The 14,094-nt window shown below is 65.2% G+C and carries 16 protein-coding genes and 2 pseudogenes; 8 read left to right on the plus strand and 10 right to left on the minus strand.

What is annotated here, in order from left to right; all coding sequences use genetic code 11:
- Positions 1 to 173 precede the first annotated feature (173 nt).
- The 3 genes from QOI01_RS16030 to cynS all read left to right on the plus strand — a co-directional run bounded on the left by QOI01_RS16030 (position 174) and on the right by cynS (position 2,097).
- Positions 174 to 302, plus strand: a complete 129-nt coding sequence (locus tag QOI01_RS16030; protein ID WP_526382549.1) for an MFS transporter small subunit — start codon at positions 174 to 176, stop codon at positions 300 to 302.
- A 96-nt stretch (positions 303 to 398) separates the two neighbouring features.
- Positions 399 to 1,565: an NAD-dependent formate dehydrogenase gene (locus tag QOI01_RS16035; RefSeq protein ID WP_526382551.1), complete on the plus strand. Its 1,167-nt coding sequence runs from the start codon at positions 399 to 401 to the stop codon at positions 1,563 to 1,565.
- A gap of 79 nt (positions 1,566 to 1,644) precedes the next feature.
- Positions 1,645 to 2,097, plus strand: a complete 453-nt coding sequence (gene cynS, locus QOI01_RS16040; RefSeq protein WP_526382553.1) for a cyanase — start codon at positions 1,645 to 1,647, stop codon at positions 2,095 to 2,097.
- Between the two features lie 251 nt (positions 2,098 to 2,348).
- Here cynS and QOI01_RS16045 read toward each other — a convergent pair whose 3' ends face one another.
- Both QOI01_RS16045 and QOI01_RS16050 read right to left on the minus strand, forming a co-directional pair.
- The gene (locus QOI01_RS16045; RefSeq protein WP_526382554.1) at positions 2,349 to 2,714 is read right to left on the minus strand and encodes a hypothetical protein; all 366 of its coding nucleotides are present in this window, start codon (positions 2,712 to 2,714) and stop codon (positions 2,349 to 2,351) included.
- A 219-nt stretch (positions 2,715 to 2,933) separates the two neighbouring features.
- Positions 2,934 to 3,497 carry a class I SAM-dependent methyltransferase gene (locus QOI01_RS16050; protein WP_526382556.1) on the minus strand — a complete coding sequence of 188 codons (564 nt, stop codon included), beginning with the start codon at positions 3,495 to 3,497 and terminating at the stop codon, positions 2,934 to 2,936.
- Positions 3,498 to 3,779: 282 nt separating this feature from the next.
- Here QOI01_RS16050 and modA point away from each other — a divergent pair.
- Together modA and QOI01_RS16060 are read left to right on the plus strand one after the other, a co-directional pair.
- Positions 3,780 to 4,473 (plus strand): annotated as a pseudogene (gene modA / locus QOI01_RS16055) (molybdate ABC transporter substrate-binding protein).
- A 201-nt stretch (positions 4,474 to 4,674) separates the two neighbouring features.
- A complete protein-coding gene (locus QOI01_RS16060) occupies positions 4,675 to 4,944 on the plus strand; it encodes a hypothetical protein (RefSeq protein ID WP_526382558.1) in 270 nt (89 codons plus the stop codon).
- Here QOI01_RS16060 and QOI01_RS16065 read toward each other — a convergent pair.
- Positions 4,888 to 5,193 carry a DUF1330 domain-containing protein gene (locus QOI01_RS16065; protein ID WP_526382560.1) on the minus strand — a complete coding sequence of 102 codons (306 nt, stop codon included), beginning with the start codon at positions 5,191 to 5,193 and terminating at the stop codon, positions 4,888 to 4,890. The genes QOI01_RS16060 and QOI01_RS16065 overlap by 57 nt on opposite strands.
- A 133-nt stretch (positions 5,194 to 5,326) precedes the next feature.
- On the opposite strand from QOI01_RS16065, the gene QOI01_RS16070 reads away from it, so the two are divergent.
- Together QOI01_RS16070 and QOI01_RS16075 are read left to right on the plus strand one after the other, a co-directional pair.
- On the plus strand, positions 5,327 to 6,040 hold the full coding sequence (locus QOI01_RS16070; RefSeq protein WP_526382562.1) for a TetR/AcrR family transcriptional regulator: 714 nt from the start codon (positions 5,327 to 5,329) through the stop codon (positions 6,038 to 6,040).
- A 41-nt stretch (positions 6,041 to 6,081) separates the two neighbouring features.
- Positions 6,082 to 6,738: an SGNH/GDSL hydrolase family protein gene (locus tag QOI01_RS16075; RefSeq protein ID WP_526382564.1), complete on the plus strand. Its 657-nt coding sequence runs from the start codon at positions 6,082 to 6,084 to the stop codon at positions 6,736 to 6,738.
- 42 nt (positions 6,739 to 6,780) lie between these two features.
- Here QOI01_RS16075 and QOI01_RS16080 read toward each other — a convergent pair whose 3' ends face one another.
- The 6 genes from QOI01_RS16080 to pcaH are packed head-to-tail and all read right to left on the minus strand — an operon-like array spanning position 6,781 to position 11,920.
- Positions 6,781 to 7,467: a 3-oxoacid CoA-transferase subunit B gene (locus QOI01_RS16080; protein WP_526382566.1), complete on the minus strand. Its 687-nt coding sequence runs from the start codon at positions 7,465 to 7,467 to the stop codon at positions 6,781 to 6,783.
- Positions 7,464 to 8,159, minus strand: coding sequence for a 3-oxoacid CoA-transferase subunit A (locus QOI01_RS16085; protein WP_526382568.1), 696 nt, complete (start codon positions 8,157 to 8,159; stop codon positions 7,464 to 7,466). The genes QOI01_RS16080 and QOI01_RS16085 overlap by 4 nt, the downstream gene beginning before the upstream one ends.
- Positions 8,156 to 9,373: a bifunctional 3-oxoadipate enol-lactonase/4-carboxymuconolactone decarboxylase PcaDC gene (gene pcaDC, locus QOI01_RS16090; protein WP_526382570.1), complete on the minus strand. Its 1,218-nt coding sequence runs from the start codon at positions 9,371 to 9,373 to the stop codon at positions 8,156 to 8,158. Before pcaDC ends, QOI01_RS16085 begins: the two co-directional genes overlap by 4 nt.
- A complete protein-coding gene (locus QOI01_RS16095; protein ID WP_526382572.1) occupies positions 9,370 to 10,575 on the minus strand; it encodes a lyase family protein in 1,206 nt (401 codons plus the stop codon). Before QOI01_RS16095 ends, pcaDC begins: the two co-directional genes overlap by 4 nt.
- Entirely contained in the window at positions 10,572 to 11,123 is a 552-nt protein-coding gene (gene pcaG / locus QOI01_RS16100; RefSeq protein WP_526382574.1) for a protocatechuate 3,4-dioxygenase subunit alpha, read from the minus strand. Before pcaG ends, QOI01_RS16095 begins: the two co-directional genes overlap by 4 nt.
- Positions 11,123 to 11,920, minus strand: coding sequence for a protocatechuate 3,4-dioxygenase subunit beta (gene pcaH, locus QOI01_RS16105; RefSeq protein WP_526382576.1), 798 nt, complete (start codon positions 11,918 to 11,920; stop codon positions 11,123 to 11,125). The genes pcaG and pcaH overlap by 1 nt, the downstream gene beginning before the upstream one ends.
- A 71-nt stretch (positions 11,921 to 11,991) precedes the next feature.
- Between pcaH and QOI01_RS16110 the strand changes: the two genes are divergently transcribed.
- Positions 11,992 to 12,741, plus strand: a complete 750-nt coding sequence (locus QOI01_RS16110) for an IclR family transcriptional regulator (RefSeq protein ID WP_526382578.1) — start codon at positions 11,992 to 11,994, stop codon at positions 12,739 to 12,741.
- 188 nt (positions 12,742 to 12,929) lie between these two features.
- On the opposite strand, the pseudogene QOI01_RS16115 reads toward QOI01_RS16110, so the two are convergent.
- Positions 12,930 to 13,687 (minus strand): annotated as a pseudogene (locus QOI01_RS16115) (cytochrome P450); the annotation flags it as partial.
- Between the last annotated feature and the right edge of the window lie 407 nt (positions 13,688 to 14,094).

Consider the following 14,094-nt stretch of genomic DNA (forward strand, 5'->3'; position numbering starts at 1 on the left):
GGCAGCGTCTACTCGTGGACCTTCACGATCATGGTCGCGCTGCTGCTGGTCGCGCTGCTGCTGGTGGCCGTCGCCTGCAACGAATTGATCAGGACTCCAAAGCCGTCGAGGGATGAACGGGTCTCCCCGACGGCGGGAACTACCGCCGACGCCCTGGCCTAAAGGAGAACGCCGTGAGTGAAATCCGTTCAGCAGCAGCATCTCATGGATCTACACCCTCGTCGCGGAATCTTCTTCTCAGCACGATCGGCTGGCTGTGGGTCGGGGTGCCCTTCTGCTATGGACTCGTGCAGTTGGCTTGAAGATCCCCGCGCTGTTCAACGTCTGACTCGGGTCCTCCGAGCTCGACCACGTCCTCGAAGCAAGTTCACCAACACAACAAGAGAAGGAATGAACCAATGGCCAAGATCTTGTGCGTTCTCTACGACGATCCCGTCAGCGGCTACCCCAAGACCTATGCACGGGATGGCTTGCCCAAACTGGAGCAGTACCCCGACGGGCAGACCCTGCCCACGCCGTCGGCGATCGACTTCACGCCGGGTGAGTTGCTGGGCAGCGTCTCCGGTGAGCTCGGATTGCGCAAGTACTTGGAGGACCTCGGTCACGAGCTGATCGTCACCTCGGACAAGGACGGGGACGACTCGGTCTTCGATCAGCACCTGGCCGATGCGGAGGTCGTCATCTCGCAGCCGTTCTGGCCCGCTTATCTGACCGCCGAGCGAATCGCCAGGGCACCCAAGCTGAAGCTGGCGGTCACCGCCGGAATCGGTTCGGACCACGTGGATCTCGACGCTGCCATCGACGCGGGAATCACCGTCGCCGAGGTGACGTTCTGCAACAGCATCAGCGTGGCCGAGCACGTCGTGATGATGATTCTCTCTCAGGTGCGCAACTACCTGCCGTCTCACCAGTGGGTGCTCGACGGCGGCTGGAACATCGCCGACTGTGTGGAGCGCTCCTATGACCTCGAAGGCATGCAGGTCGGCACAGTGGCCTCGGGGCGCATCGGTCTGGCCGTCCTGCGCAGGCTCGCGCCCTTCGACGTCGGGCTGCACTACTACGACAAGCACCGCCTGCCATCGGAGGTCGAAGCCGAACTGAATCTGACCCACCACGAGTCGGTGCAGGAGATGCTTCCGCACCTCGACGTGATCACGATCAACGCGCCGCTGCATCCGGAGACCCGGGGACTATTCGACGACAAGCTGATCTCGACGATGAAGCGTGGTGCTTATCTCATCAATACCGCCCGAGCTCTCATCGTCGACCGTGACGCGGTGGTCCGTGCCTTGGAGAGCGGTCAGCTCGCCGGATACGCCGGCGACGTCTGGTACCCCCAGCCCGCGCCGAAGGACCACCCGTGGCGGAGCATGCCGCACCAGGGCATGACCCCGCACATCTCGGGCTCGTCGCTATCGGCTCAAGCCCGCTACGCCGCTGGCACCCGAGAAATCCTCGAGAGCTACTTCGGGGGATCACCGATCCGCGACGAGTATCTGATCGTCGACGGAGGCGAACTGGCCGGCACCGGAGCACGTTCCTACACCGCCACAGCGAAGACCTAGCGGCATTGTCGGCGTACCCGGTCCCCTGCGGACGGCCGGGTACGCCTCCATCCTTGTACCAATGACTCCAGGAGCTCGCATGTCCCGCACAGGGATCGACAAAGTAGAAGCCGGACAGATTCTCAACGAAGTCCGCGTGACGAAGGGGCTGACCTGGCGGGAACTCGCCGACCACATCGACAAACCCCTCGTGTGGACGGTCGCGGCCCTGCTCGGCAAGCACCCAGTACCGCGGGGATCCGCTGAAGCTGTCGCCGAGAAGCTCGACCTCGACGCCGACGTCACCAATGCGCTTCAGCGCCAGCCCTACCGGATCGCTGACACTGGCCTGGCCACGGACCCCACCGTCTATCGCTTCCACGAAGCACTCGACGTGTACGGGCAAGCCCTGAAGGAACTGATCCACGAAGAATTCGGCGACGGAATCATGAGCGCGATCAACTTCTCCGTCGACTTCGCCAAACACGAAGACCCACAAGGTGATCGAATCGTCGTCACCTTCAACGGGAAGTTCCTGCCCTACCAGTGGTGACGCGGATCGGGAAACCGGTTGCCTTGCGCTCTCGCTTCTGGTGTCTGGGAAGGTAAGTACGGCCGTTTCCGGCGACAACCCACCTTCGACGGATAGCTGAAACTCGTCGTCGGCCATCCGTGACACGAGTTGCCTGGCGAAGTCATGTGTCGTCGAGCCTTCGGGCCGGTCGCTGCGGCGGCAACATACGGGTCCACCTGTTAATTTGGCCTCGGACCCATCGTCGGAGTCGATCTGCGTCGACCGCCTGCTCAGGGCGGACGGCAACTCTGCCGCACGGCGCACGAGACCAGGCGTTGATCTGCTCCCGCGAGGTGACCACCGCGCCGCTCGGCGCAACCCTGCTTGACGAGCCACTGGTCGGCGAAGTTTGCGACCCCATTGGCCCAAACGCCGTTCGTCAGGCCCCACCGAGCGTTGGTGTCGTCCTTGATCATCGTCGCGAGCAACGGGTTGGCCTCCTCGTCGCGCCCCTGCTCGATCAGGGCCAGGATGTCTGCGGGGATCGGTGGGTAGGAGGCGTAGAAGGTCGTCATGCCGTCGTTGCAGACGATGGCCGCCGAGCGGTGGTGATGGCAGGCCATCGCATTGCCATTCGACGACTGCAGAGACGTCATGGATGGCCGACGACGAGCCTCAGTGATCCGTCGAACGTGGCTCGCTGCCGAAGATGGCCGTACCTGCGATCCCAGGCGCCCGACACGAGGTCGGCTCCCAGGGTTGCCTCGAAACGCGCATGGACGTCCGGGCCGACAAAGCTCCACGCGGAGTTGGCCTTTCGCGAGCCCGGATCGAGCAGTGCCTCCGGACGACCGTAGTAGGCCTCGCCGAAGCCGTCACTGCAATGCAACGGGATGGGGACGTTGGTGATGGTGGTGCGTGGTGCGTGGTGCCAGCAGCGTCGCCAACAGATCCACCGGCGGGTAGCGACGCGCTTCGCTAGCGAGGACTTCGGGCGCGTAGTCGTTCAACCAGAATCTGGTCAGCACATGCGGTTCGCAACTCAACACCACGATGGGACCCGTGGTGACCCGCCGCACCTCGGCGAGACCGGTTTCCAGGTCGCGCCATTGGTGCACCGTGAACGTGGCTAGCGCAGCGTCAAACGTGTTGTCGGCGAATGGAAGATCCTCGGCGCGGGCGTTCACGGCCACCGGCAACTCTGCCGGGCCTTGATTCCGCATCGTCTGGCTTGGCTCGACCGGGGTGACCAACCTGTCCGTCGGCTCGCACGACCCGGCGCCAGCACCGATGTTGACCACCGAACGCGCGCTCTCGAGCGCTTCGCGGATGAGGGCCGCGATCGCGGGTTCAGGTCGGCGGTACTTCGAGTAGTCCGCCCCTATATCACCGTAATCGGCATCCCCGGCGCTTCCGTCCGACTGGCATTCAACAATCATGCAGGCCACCCTGTCATCGCGGCCCGTCGCGGGCAACGAGATTTCTGCCGGACTTCGGTTTACCTCGAGTGACGAGACGAACCTGATGATCGATGGGAGATGATCCCCGGATGAGCTAGCTTTGCCGCATACGCGGACCGGTCAGCGTCGAAAACCCTGGAGGAACATCGTGAATCCATCATAGGAATCGCCGGTGCCGCCTTGAGCGCCGCTGCCCTCGTCGCGGGTTGCTCGTCGTCGCAGACCGAGTCCGCCTCGACGCCGACAAGCAGTGCGCCGTCGATGTCGACGAGCATCACCGGCGGCATCACGGTGTTCGCCGCTGCGTCGCTCAATTCGACATTCACCGACTTGGGTGAGCAGTTCGAGAAGGATTACACGGGCACCAAGGTGACCTTCAGCTTCGCGAGGTCCTCCGATTTGGTCACCCAGCTCACCCAGGGCGCGCCCGCCGACGTCTTCGCCTCGGCCGACACGAAGAACATGATCAAGGCGACCGACGCGGGCCTGGTGACCGGCGAGCCGGTCAACTTCGCCAGCAACACCCTGACAATCGTCACGCCGCCAGGAAACCCGAAACACATTGCCTCCTTTGCCGACCTGGCCAAGCCTGGAACTCAGGTGGCGGTGTGCGCGCCCACAAGTTCCCTGCGGCTCGGCGACCGTGACAGTCGAGCAGAGCACCGGAGTCGCCCTGGCGCCGGTGAGCGAAGAATCCGCTGTTGTCACCGACGTCCTCGGAAAGATCACCGCCGGCCAAGCCGACGCCGGCCTGGTGTACGTCACCGACGCCGAAGGAGCGGGCAACAAGGTCACCTCGGTGCCGTTCGCCGAGTCCGAGGGTGCCGTGAACACCTACCCGATCGCTCTGCTCAAGGATTCGAAGAACACAGCCACCGCGCAGAAGTTCGTCGATCTCGTCGCCAGCGCCGACGGGCAAAAGGTCCTCGCCACAGCGGGATTCGCCGCTCCGTGAAAGCCGACTCCGTCGTCAGCCCGCCACGCGTGATAGCTGGCTCAAGGCGCACCCACACCGCTCGTGCTACATCTGCGCCCGGACGATCTTGGTGGCGGTGCCACAGGGATTCGAACCCTCCCCGACTGGCGTCGGAGCCAGGAATGCGATGTGCTGTGAGGACCAAGCGGGTCGACGATACGAGCATCCGATCGTTGGCCGTTGACACCGTTGCCACTTCCTGGGAAGGGTGCCGAGGTGAGCCACCTCGAGGTCCTGATCACCGGACTGCTGCTGGCCGTTGCCGCACTGGGGGCGCTGGCGTGTCGACTATCGGTGCCCTATCCCATCGTGTTGGTCATCGGCGGAGCCGTCTTGGCCCAGGAGCATTCGCAGTCCGCGATACGTCGGTTCCCGAGCACCTTTCCCCACCTCTCATCCGGGGTAGCCGGATACGATTACCAGGTTCGACGTCGCGGAGCCGTGGCGTAGCCCAACTACCGCCTGATATTCGGCGGACCGGTACCAGGCCCGCGCGAGCTCCTTGCTCGGGAACTCCAGGATCACGGTCCGCGTGAACGGCCAGCTACCTTCTACGACTTCGACGTCGTCATCCGCGCCGACCAGCGTCCCGCTGAACTTGTCGAAGATCTCCAGGTGACTGGCAAGTCCGTACTGCCGGTAGCCATCCCAGTCGTGGATCGCGATTTGCACGATGACGAACGCCTTCACTTCGGGCATGGGCAGTCTCCTCTGATGGGTGGACTCGTCGTAGCCAACATCGCCATTCGTTGAGTCTACATCAATGAGTTTGACTCCACGAGCCTCCTTCGATGAGTTGCGCTCGCCCGTTGCACCGGCGCACGATCTATCGGTGACTGCCAGCAACCACGAACTGGCTCGACAAACGCCACGAGCCACCAGTCAGCGACAGGCGCAGGCAGACCTGACCCGTCGCAAACTTCTCGACGCCGCTGTCGAACACTTCTCCGCCCGTCACTTCGACGACGTGGCGGCCAGCGACATCACCGAGACCGCAGGTGTCGCCCAGGGTCTGCTGTTCCACTATTTCGGAAGCAAGCGCGGCATCTACCTCGAGGCGCTACGCGACGCGGCCAACAGACTGAACGCCGCCAACACCCCACCGCCCAGCGACGGCTCCCCCGGTAATCAGTACCGAGAGATGTTGCGCGCCCATCTGGCATACCTCAGCGAGCACGACGACCTTGCACTGCGATTGGTCCTCGGTGGTAGCGGCGGCGACCCTGAAGCATGGGAGATCTTCGACCAGTCACGTTGGCACACCATCGAATGGACCTGTCAGCTACTCGAACTCGACCTCGCCCGTCCGGCAATGCGATTGATGCTGCGTTCGTGCGCGGGCGCTCTCGATGAGGCCACCACCTACTGGTTGAAGAACGACCGCCCCTTCGATCCCGACGCGATGGTAGAAGTGGTCATCGAACTCCTCGTCACGTCGTTGCGATGCGCGGCCCAACTCGACCCGGAGATCGACGTCGGCGACGCTGTCGCCAAATTGGCGGATCTCGCCGCGCCACACCTGGGGCCCGTCCGGAGTAAGGCCTAGCCTGGAGGACGTCAACCCTCCCGACCGACGAAGGAAAGTCCATGAGCGACAAGCGGATCCTCTGTTTCGGCGACTCCCTCACCTGGGGCTGGGTGCCCGTCGCCGATGGCATGCCCACCGAGCGGTACGCGTCACAGACGCGATGGACCGGCGTCCTCGCCGATCAACTCGGCGAGGGTTACGCGGTCATCGAGGAAGGTCTGAGCGCCCGAACCACGACAGCTGACGACCCCGCCGACCCCCGACTCAACGGATCGTCCCATCTACCAGCGTGTCTGGCCAGCCACCTGCCACTCGACCTGGTCATCATCATGCTCGGCACCAACGACACCAAGGCCTACTTCCACCGCACCCCACTCGACGTCGCCTTGGGACTGTCGGTTCTAGTGACACAGGTGCTCACCAGCGGCGGCGGAGTGGGTACCGTCTACCCGGCACCCAAGGTCCTCATCGTCGCCCCGCCACCGTTGGCCCCCATGCCGCACCCGTGGTTCAGACTCGTCTTCGACGGCGCCCAGGAGAAGACCGCTCAACTGGCCGACGCCTACGATGCGCTCGCTTCCTTCGTGAAGGTCCCCTTCTTCAACGCGGGTTCGGTCATCACCACCGACGGCGTCGACGGAATTCACTTCACCGAGCAGAACAATCACGAACTCGGGGTCGCCCTGAGCGAAAGGGTCCGTGAGGTCCAGCAGTAGCTGCTGTGGGCACCGAGCCCACGAGTCGGGCAACAAGAGCCGCTAGTCCTCGATTCGTCTGAGCTCTACGGAAGTTCGTTCGCGCAACTCGGCGACGCTGATCCCGTAGGTGTCGATGACGCGGATGCCAGCCGGCCCGACGGCAAAGGTGCCTAACTCCGTGTAGACACGACTCACACACGCCAGACCGGTGAGCGGATACGTGCACAGCGGAACGAGTTTCGGTGTCCCGTCCTTGGCAAACAGGGACATCATCACGAAGACGTCCTTGGCGCCGATTGCGAGATCCATCGCTCCTCCCACAGCGGGAATCGCACCCGGCGCTCCGGTGTGCCAGTTGGCCAGGTCGCCATGTTCGGAGACCTGAAAGGCGCCGAGGACGCACACGTCGAGGTGGCCGCCGCGCATCATCGCGAAGGAGTCGGCGTGGTGGAAGTACGCCGCACCGGGTAATTCAGTCACCGGGATCTTGCCGGCATTCGTCAGGTCTGGATCGATCTCGTCGCCGAGAGCCTCGGGACCCATGCCGAGCATCCCGTTTTCGGTGTGCAGCACGACACCGCTGCCCGGCGCCAGGTAGTCCGAGACTTTGGTGGGCTGCCCGATACCCAGATTGACGAACGACCCGTGCGGGATGTCCGCAGCTACGGCCTTCGCCATCTCGTCACGTCCGAGAGGCTCTCGGTCGAGGTTCTCCAGGGTCTGGGAAGCGGTGAGCGCGATGGTCATGATGCCTCCGACAGAGCGCGCTTCGCTGCGCTGAGATCGAACACTCGGTCCACGTAGATCGACGGCGTCACGACGACTTCGGGGTCGATTTCGCCGGTCTCGACGACCCCGGACACTTCGACGATGGTCAGATCGGCCGCCGTCGCCATCACCGGTCCAAAGTTGCGGGCCGTCTTGCGGTAGACCAGGTTTCCCATCCGGTCGCTCCGGTGGGCGCCGATCAGTGCCACGTCCCCGCGAATCGGATATTCCAGGACATGGCTGCGCCCGTCAATGGTGCGGGTCTCGCGGTCCCCTGCGAGTTCCGTGCCGAAACCGGTCGGGCAGAAGAAGGCCCCGATGCCTGCGCCCGCCGCTCGCATTCGTTCGGCCAGGTTCCCCTGGGGAACGACCTCGAGGTCGATCTTCCCCGCGCGGTAGAGCGCGTCGAACACGTAGGAGTCACTCTGGCGGGGGAACGAACAGATGATTCGGCTGACCCGGCCCGCGGCCAGCAGTGCGGCCAGGCCCGTCTCTCCATTGCCTGCGTTGTTGCTGACGATCGTCAGATCGGTGGCCCCCTGGTCGATCAGCGCGTCGATGAGGGTCGTGGGCATTCCGGCCATGCCGAATCCGCCGACCAGAATGGTTGCGCCGTCGCCGATCCCGGTGACCGCGTCGGCAGCGGTGGCGTAGATGGTGGTGCGGCTCACGAGTCGGCTCCCGTCAGGTTCTCCAGGTTGTCTTCGCCGGCACTCTTCCCGGCGTCGATCTCGGACAGCGCGCGCGAGGCGATGCGGAACGCCGTGTTGGCGTCGGGGACGCCGCAGTAGATGGCGGTCTGCATGAGCACCTCCTTGATCTCGTCGTTGCTCAGACCGTTGCGGCGCGCCGCGCGCACGTGCATGGCGAGCTCTTCGTGGTGCCCCCGGGCCACCAGGGCAGTCAGTGTGATCATGGAGCGACTGCGGCGATCCAGACCGGGTCGCGTCCAGATGGTGCCCCAGGCGTACTGGGTGATCATTCGTTGAAAGTCGGCGGTGAGGTCGGTCGTGCCCGCGACGGCGCGGTCGACGTGAGCGTCACCGAGCACCTCGCGTCGCACTGCCATTCCCGCGCGGTACACGTCGTCGGTGGTGGTGCCGGATCCCGGCTGCGGGATGCCGACGTGTTCCGCGATGAGCTTCGCCACCCGGTCGGGAGCCTCTGCGGGCGCAAGGTGTGCGACACCGTCGAGCACGACGAGCCGGCCGTCGTCCACCCCGGAGGCGATGCGCTGCAGCGATTCCGGCGGGGTGGGGATGTCAGCACTGCCGGCGATGGCAAGCACCGGCGTGATGATCTCTCGCAAGCGGTCGGTGACGTCGAAGGCCGCCAGCGCCTCGCAGGTCTGCGCGTAGGACTCCGGATCCGTGTGACTCAGGGCGTCCAGCAGCGCCGCAGTGATACCCGGTTGACGCTCGACGAAGCCGGGCGCGAACCACCGCTGCCCCGCCCCGGCGAGCACGGTCTGAATGCCATTGGCGCGGACCGTCGCGGCACGATCGTGCCAGCCGTCCGACGTGCCGATGACCGCGCCCGTACAGAGAACGGTCACCGACCGCATCCGCTGCGGAGCGTCCAGCGCCAGTTGCAGACCGACGCAGCCGCCGATGGAATCCCCTGCGTAGGAGAATGATTCGGCACCGAGTTCGTCGGCCAGCTTCAGCACCGCGGTCGCCAGCTCAGCGATCGTGAACCGCTCGCCGACTGCGCTACGGCCGTGGCCGGGCAGATCCCACCCGACGACGTGGAGGTGCTCGGTCAGCTTCTGAGCGGTGCCGCTCCACAGCGTCGCCGACGAGGTGCCGAGAGACGGACCGAGCAGGAGAAGTTGCCCGGTGTCGGTTCCGCCGAAGTCGACGGTGCTCAGACGGGAAACGATCATGACGCCTCCTTCAAGTAGCGGCGGGCCCTGCTCAAGGCAGATTCGATGAGGCGATCAGCAGCACCGGTGTAGTCGGACAGTGCTGCGCGCCCGGTCAATTCGGTCATGGATCGTTGTTCGGCCAGCAGTCCTACTGCAGTCTCCAGATTGGCACTGACGCGGTCCTCGTTCACCCGCAGCCCCGAGACGAGTTCAGAGGTGTGAGCAGCGCTGACGACCGCGTGGCGGGCCAGCGTTCGCAGGGTGGCCCACTCGGCATGCCAGGCGCCGTCGGAGCGTTCGTCGACGCTCGTGGCCGCCGCGGCGTGCAGGGTCGCACTCAGCGCTCCCGCAGTGAGCGCGGCACGCCGGATCAGCACCGAGCGGACGGGATTGTTCTTGTGCGGCATGGTCGATGAGTTTCCACCACTGCCCTCGGCCAACTCGCCAACCTCGGGCCGACTGCCCGTCGCGACGTCGGAGGCGATGTGCCCCCAGGCATCGCAGCAGCTCACCAGCGCATCCCCCAGCCGGGTGACCTCAGACCGGGTGGTGTGCCAGGGCGGGGCGGGAGCCAACCGCAGAGAAGCGGCCAAGGCGTCGCTGAGCGCGATGGCGCCGTCGACGGACCCGGCCAACTCGGTGGCCGCCGCCAGTGTTCCCACCGCTCCGCCGACCTGCGCCGGCAGCGACGGAACTAGTCCCGTCAATGGTTCGGCCGCATCGAGCACGCCGATCAGCCAGCGCGCGATCTTGGCTCCGAGGGTGCTCGGCAATGCGGCCTGTGTGAGTGTGCGGGCGAGTGCCGGTGTGTGGCGGTGTCTTTCGGCGATCTCGCTCAGTACCCGCACTTGAGTGCCGAATTCTTCGCCGATGCGGATCAGCACGTCCCGGCCACACAGCATCAGCGCGGTGTCGACGACGTCCTGGCTGGTCAGTCCCCTGTGCAGCCAGCGGGCAGTCGACGACTTCGAGCGCTCCCGAATCAGCGCAACCAGCGCGCTGACGGGGCTTCCGTCGACGTCGGCGCGGATGGCGATGGTCTCGGCATCGCCGTCGGTGACGACTTCCGCCAGGTTCGCGCGCGCATCCCGCGGCGCGATGCCGGCCTCGACGAGGGCGTCCAACCACGCCTGCTCAACGGCCACCATGGCCGCGAGGAAGGTCGCGTCGCTCATCAGGCCACCGGCGAGATGGTCACCCGGCCAGAACAGATCGGTCACCGTCGGTGTCCCGGGTATCGCAGGAAGACTGTCTCGTTCGCTCCCTGCAGGCTGACGTCGAAACGCAGACCGAGATGATCCCTGGTCGCAATCATGGTCTGTCTGCGGTCTGCAGGCAGGGAGTTCAGCAGCGCGTCACCGCTCACATGGTCGCCCGGCACGTAGGCACGGGTGAAGAGCCGGTTCAGCAGTCCACGGGCGAACACCGTCACCCCGATGAACGGTGCCGCACCCGGGGCGGTGGCCCCGGGAATGACGGTCGAGAAGCTGTAGCGCCCATCGTCGTTCGTGGCGGCGCGGCCCCATCCGGTGAAGGTCCAGCCGTCTCGGTGCAGTGAGCCGGTGGCTTCGGGGATCACTCCATCGCGGTCGGCCTGCCAGATCTCCAGTAGCGCGTCCGGAACTTGGCGTCCGTCGCCGTCGGTGACGACACCGTGGAGCTGAATGGCTCCGACGGAACCGGGCGGCACCAGGTGACTCCCACCGTCGAAGGGAAGAGCAGTGCCGAAGAACGGTCCGACCGTCTGGCCCGGAGTCGTCATGCTCATCAGTGCTCACTTCCGTTCTCGGGGTTGTCCGCGGGAGTGCGTGCCGAGCCGCTGAGCACGATGTCCCACCGGTAGCCGGTGGCCCACTCGTGGGTGGTGACGTCGTGGTTGTAGGTGGCAACCAGACGATCCCGCGCCTTCTGGTCGGTGATGGACTGGTAGATCGGGTCCAACGCGAACAACGGGTCGCCCGGAAAGTACATCTGGGTGATCATCCGCTGCGTGAAGTCGGTTCCGAACAAGGAGAAGTGGATGTGCGCGGGGCGCCACGCGTTGCGGTGGTTCCGCCACGGATACGGGCCGGGCTTGATCGTCGTGAACCTGTAGAAACCGTCAGCGTCGGTCAGACAGCGGCCCACCCCTGCGAAGTTTGGGTCCAGGGGCGACGGATGCTGATCGCGCTTGTGGATGTAGCGTCCGCCGGCGTTGGCCTGCCAGATCTCCACGAGTTGGCGCCGTAGGGGACGTCCGTCACCGTCGACGATCCGCCCGGTCACCACCATCCGCTCGCCGATCGGTTGGCCGGAGTGCTGGATGGTGAGGTCGGCTTCGAGCGGATGCACGTCACGCTCGCCGAAGCACGGCGCCCGCAGCTCGATGCCCTCCGGGTCGGCGCGCTGCAGATCCTTCGTCGGATGACGCAGCAGGCTGCTCCGGTACGGCGCATAGTCCAGCCGCGGCTGGCTCTCTTCCGTACCGGCCCGCTGGTAGGCCGTCTCGATCGCGCCGATCTCTCCGCTGATCTCGGATTGGCTCACCAGGAGGCTGTCCGGGTCGCTGCCGATCACTGTCGTCATGGTGCGAACGGTATCCACGCCGGCACGACGGGCGAAAGACTAGTATTCCACTCAGTGAAAGGAGTCAGAGGATGGCGGGAAACACCTCGACACCCGGCGCCACGGTCGCGTCCCGGCTTCTCGACATCGTCGGCGCCTTCGACGCCCGCCACCGCAGCCTTGCGCTGACCGACCTCGCCCACCGCGCCGGCCTCCCGGTGCCGACGGCGCACCGCTTGGCGGCCGAGATGGTGGCGGGCGGTGCACTGGAGCGACGCACCGACGGCCGGTACGTGATCGGCCGGCTGATCTGGGATGCCGGCCTGCTGGCACCCGTGGAGGGCAGATTGCGCCAAGTAGCCGAGCCGTTCCTGCATGACATCTACGCCGCCACACTGGCCACCGTGCATCTGGCGGTACGCGAGGGTGACGAAGTGCTCTATCTGGAGCGGATGATGGGCCGGGCGTCCGTTCCCATCGTCAGCACCGTCGGCAGCAGACTGCCGATGCACTGCACCGGGGTCGGCAAGGTGCTGCTGGCTCACGCCCCCGCCGACGTGGTCCAGCGGGTCCTCGCTCGGTTGACCCGGATCACCCCCTACACGATCGTGTCGCCGTCGGTGCTGAGCGCACAGTTGGAGCGCGTTCGCCGGGATGCGGTGGCGACGACGACCGAAGAGATGACGCTGGGCGGGTGTTCGCTGGCAGTGCCGGTCGTACAGTCGACCGACGATTCGGTCGTCGCGGCGATCGGGGTGGTGGTGCCCTCCCTGAAACGCGATCGTCAGAGGCTGTTAGGGGCTCTTCACGTCGCCGCGCGCGGCATCGGCCGAGCACTGTGATGGGTCGATGAGCCGAGGTCATCTCGCCGGAGCGGGTTCCAAGCTCCGCAAGGTCCTCAAGACATAGTCCGCGAGGAGTGCACCCTGCGTCGGCCACCCGTGGGTGGTGGTCAGTAGCGCGCACCAACGTGCTGCGCTAATCACGGACAAGTGATCCGGTCGGGGAAACCCACGGGATCCGAAGCATGTCACACGGGAGTGAAGTCGACGTGTAGTGCGGACAATCCACGCATGATGAAGGTGGGATCGTAAGTGTAGATGCAGTTTTCAGTGGGTCCGTGCACCGAATCGTCGATGCGGACGTCGGCCATGCGATCCAGGATCCGATTGAAGGAGATTCGCGCCTCGGACCGCGCCAGCGGCGCTCCAGGACACGAATGCGGACCTCGCCCGAAGGCGACGTGCTCGCGCACGTTACGGCGATCGTGCTGAAACTCGTGGGGATCGTCGAACTTGCGCGGGTCGCGATTGCTGGCCCCTGGGAGCATCATGAGGATCGTGCCCGCCGGATATCCACGCCCCCAATGCTCGTCGTCTGGCTGGCGAGCCGGAAGTGGCTCTTCACCGGACTTTCCGTTCGCAGTGCTTCTTCGAGGAAGCTGGGAATGAGGGCGCGGTTGTCGCGAATCGCCTGCTGGATGTCGGGTCGCTCACCCATCACCCGCATGCCGGTGCTGAGCAGCTTCGTCGTGGTCTCCATACCCGCGGCGAAGAGGAACGTCGCAAGCTTCACGACCTCCTCCACGTCTGGCGTCGCACCGTCCGGATATGTCGCCGCGGCGAGTTCGGTCGGCACATCAGCGCGTGGTTCGCGCCGTCGGTCGCTGATGTATTCGCGGAACTTGTCGTCCAATCACACCAGCGGATTGTGCGTCACCGTATCGGTGGCGTTGATATCACCGACGACCTCGTTGCCGAGCACTCTGCGGAACTCGGTGTGGTCCTCGAGCCACCAGGGTTCTTCTCGGGCTCTACCGTCGTCCGCGAGGCAGATCGGCGTAGCCCGTCACCACGACAATCCGGCTTGAAAGCTCCATAGCGGCGTTAGCCCGGGTTTTGTGGCGAGGTGCCTCGCCAGCCCGCAGGTCAGCGCGATGTGGCTCGTGATTTGCCTTTGGCGGACGACACCCACCCTTACGCAGTGATCGTCGATGCTCGACACGCGTGCGGACGCCGCCGCCGCATCACTATCACCGCAGCCGCGTTCCGTCGGAGTGGCGCTGGCGGGAATCGGGGCATAGGTGCCAGCAGGAACGACACGGCGGTGCTGACAAGCGATCCTCAAAGGGACGCACATGTAGCGCGAGCCAACAAGGAGACACCACAAAAGATGCAGATCGCGAGGAGAGACGC

The organism is Mycobacterium sp. (genome assembly GCF_032162605.1).
GTDB lineage: Bacteria > Actinomycetota > Actinomycetes > Mycobacteriales > Mycobacteriaceae > Mycobacterium.

Excerpts from the sequence above, each read along its gene's own strand:
- QOI01_RS16035 (WP_526382551.1), top strand. The coding sequence starts at position 399 with ATGGCCAAGATCTTGTGCGTTCTCTACGACGATCCCGTCAGCGGCTAC.
- cynS (WP_526382553.1), top strand. The coding sequence starts at position 1,645 with ATGTCCCGCACAGGGATCGACAAAGTAGAAGCCGGACAGATTCTCAAC.
- QOI01_RS16045 (WP_526382554.1), bottom strand. The coding sequence starts at position 2,714 with ATGACGTCTCTGCAGTCGTCGAATGGCAATGCGATGGCCTGCCATCAC.
- QOI01_RS16050 (WP_526382556.1), bottom strand. The coding sequence starts at position 3,497 with ATGATTGTTGAATGCCAGTCGGACGGAAGCGCCGGGGATGCCGATTAC.
- QOI01_RS16065 (WP_526382560.1), bottom strand. The coding sequence starts at position 5,193 with ATGCCCGAAGTGAAGGCGTTCGTCATCGTGCAAATCGCGATCCACGAC.
- QOI01_RS16075 (WP_526382564.1), top strand. The coding sequence starts at position 6,082 with ATGAGCGACAAGCGGATCCTCTGTTTCGGCGACTCCCTCACCTGGGGC.
- QOI01_RS16080 (WP_526382566.1), bottom strand. The coding sequence starts at position 7,467 with ATGACCATCGCGCTCACCGCTTCCCAGACCCTGGAGAACCTCGACCGA.
- pcaDC (WP_526382570.1), bottom strand. The coding sequence starts at position 9,373 with ATGATCGTTTCCCGTCTGAGCACCGTCGACTTCGGCGGAACCGACACC.
- pcaG (WP_526382574.1), bottom strand. The coding sequence starts at position 11,123 with ATGAGCATGACGACTCCGGGCCAGACGGTCGGACCGTTCTTCGGCACT.
- pcaH (WP_526382576.1), bottom strand. The coding sequence starts at position 11,920 with ATGACGACAGTGATCGGCAGCGACCCGGACAGCCTCCTGGTGAGCCAA.
- QOI01_RS16110 (WP_526382578.1), top strand. The coding sequence starts at position 11,992 with ATGGCGGGAAACACCTCGACACCCGGCGCCACGGTCGCGTCCCGGCTT.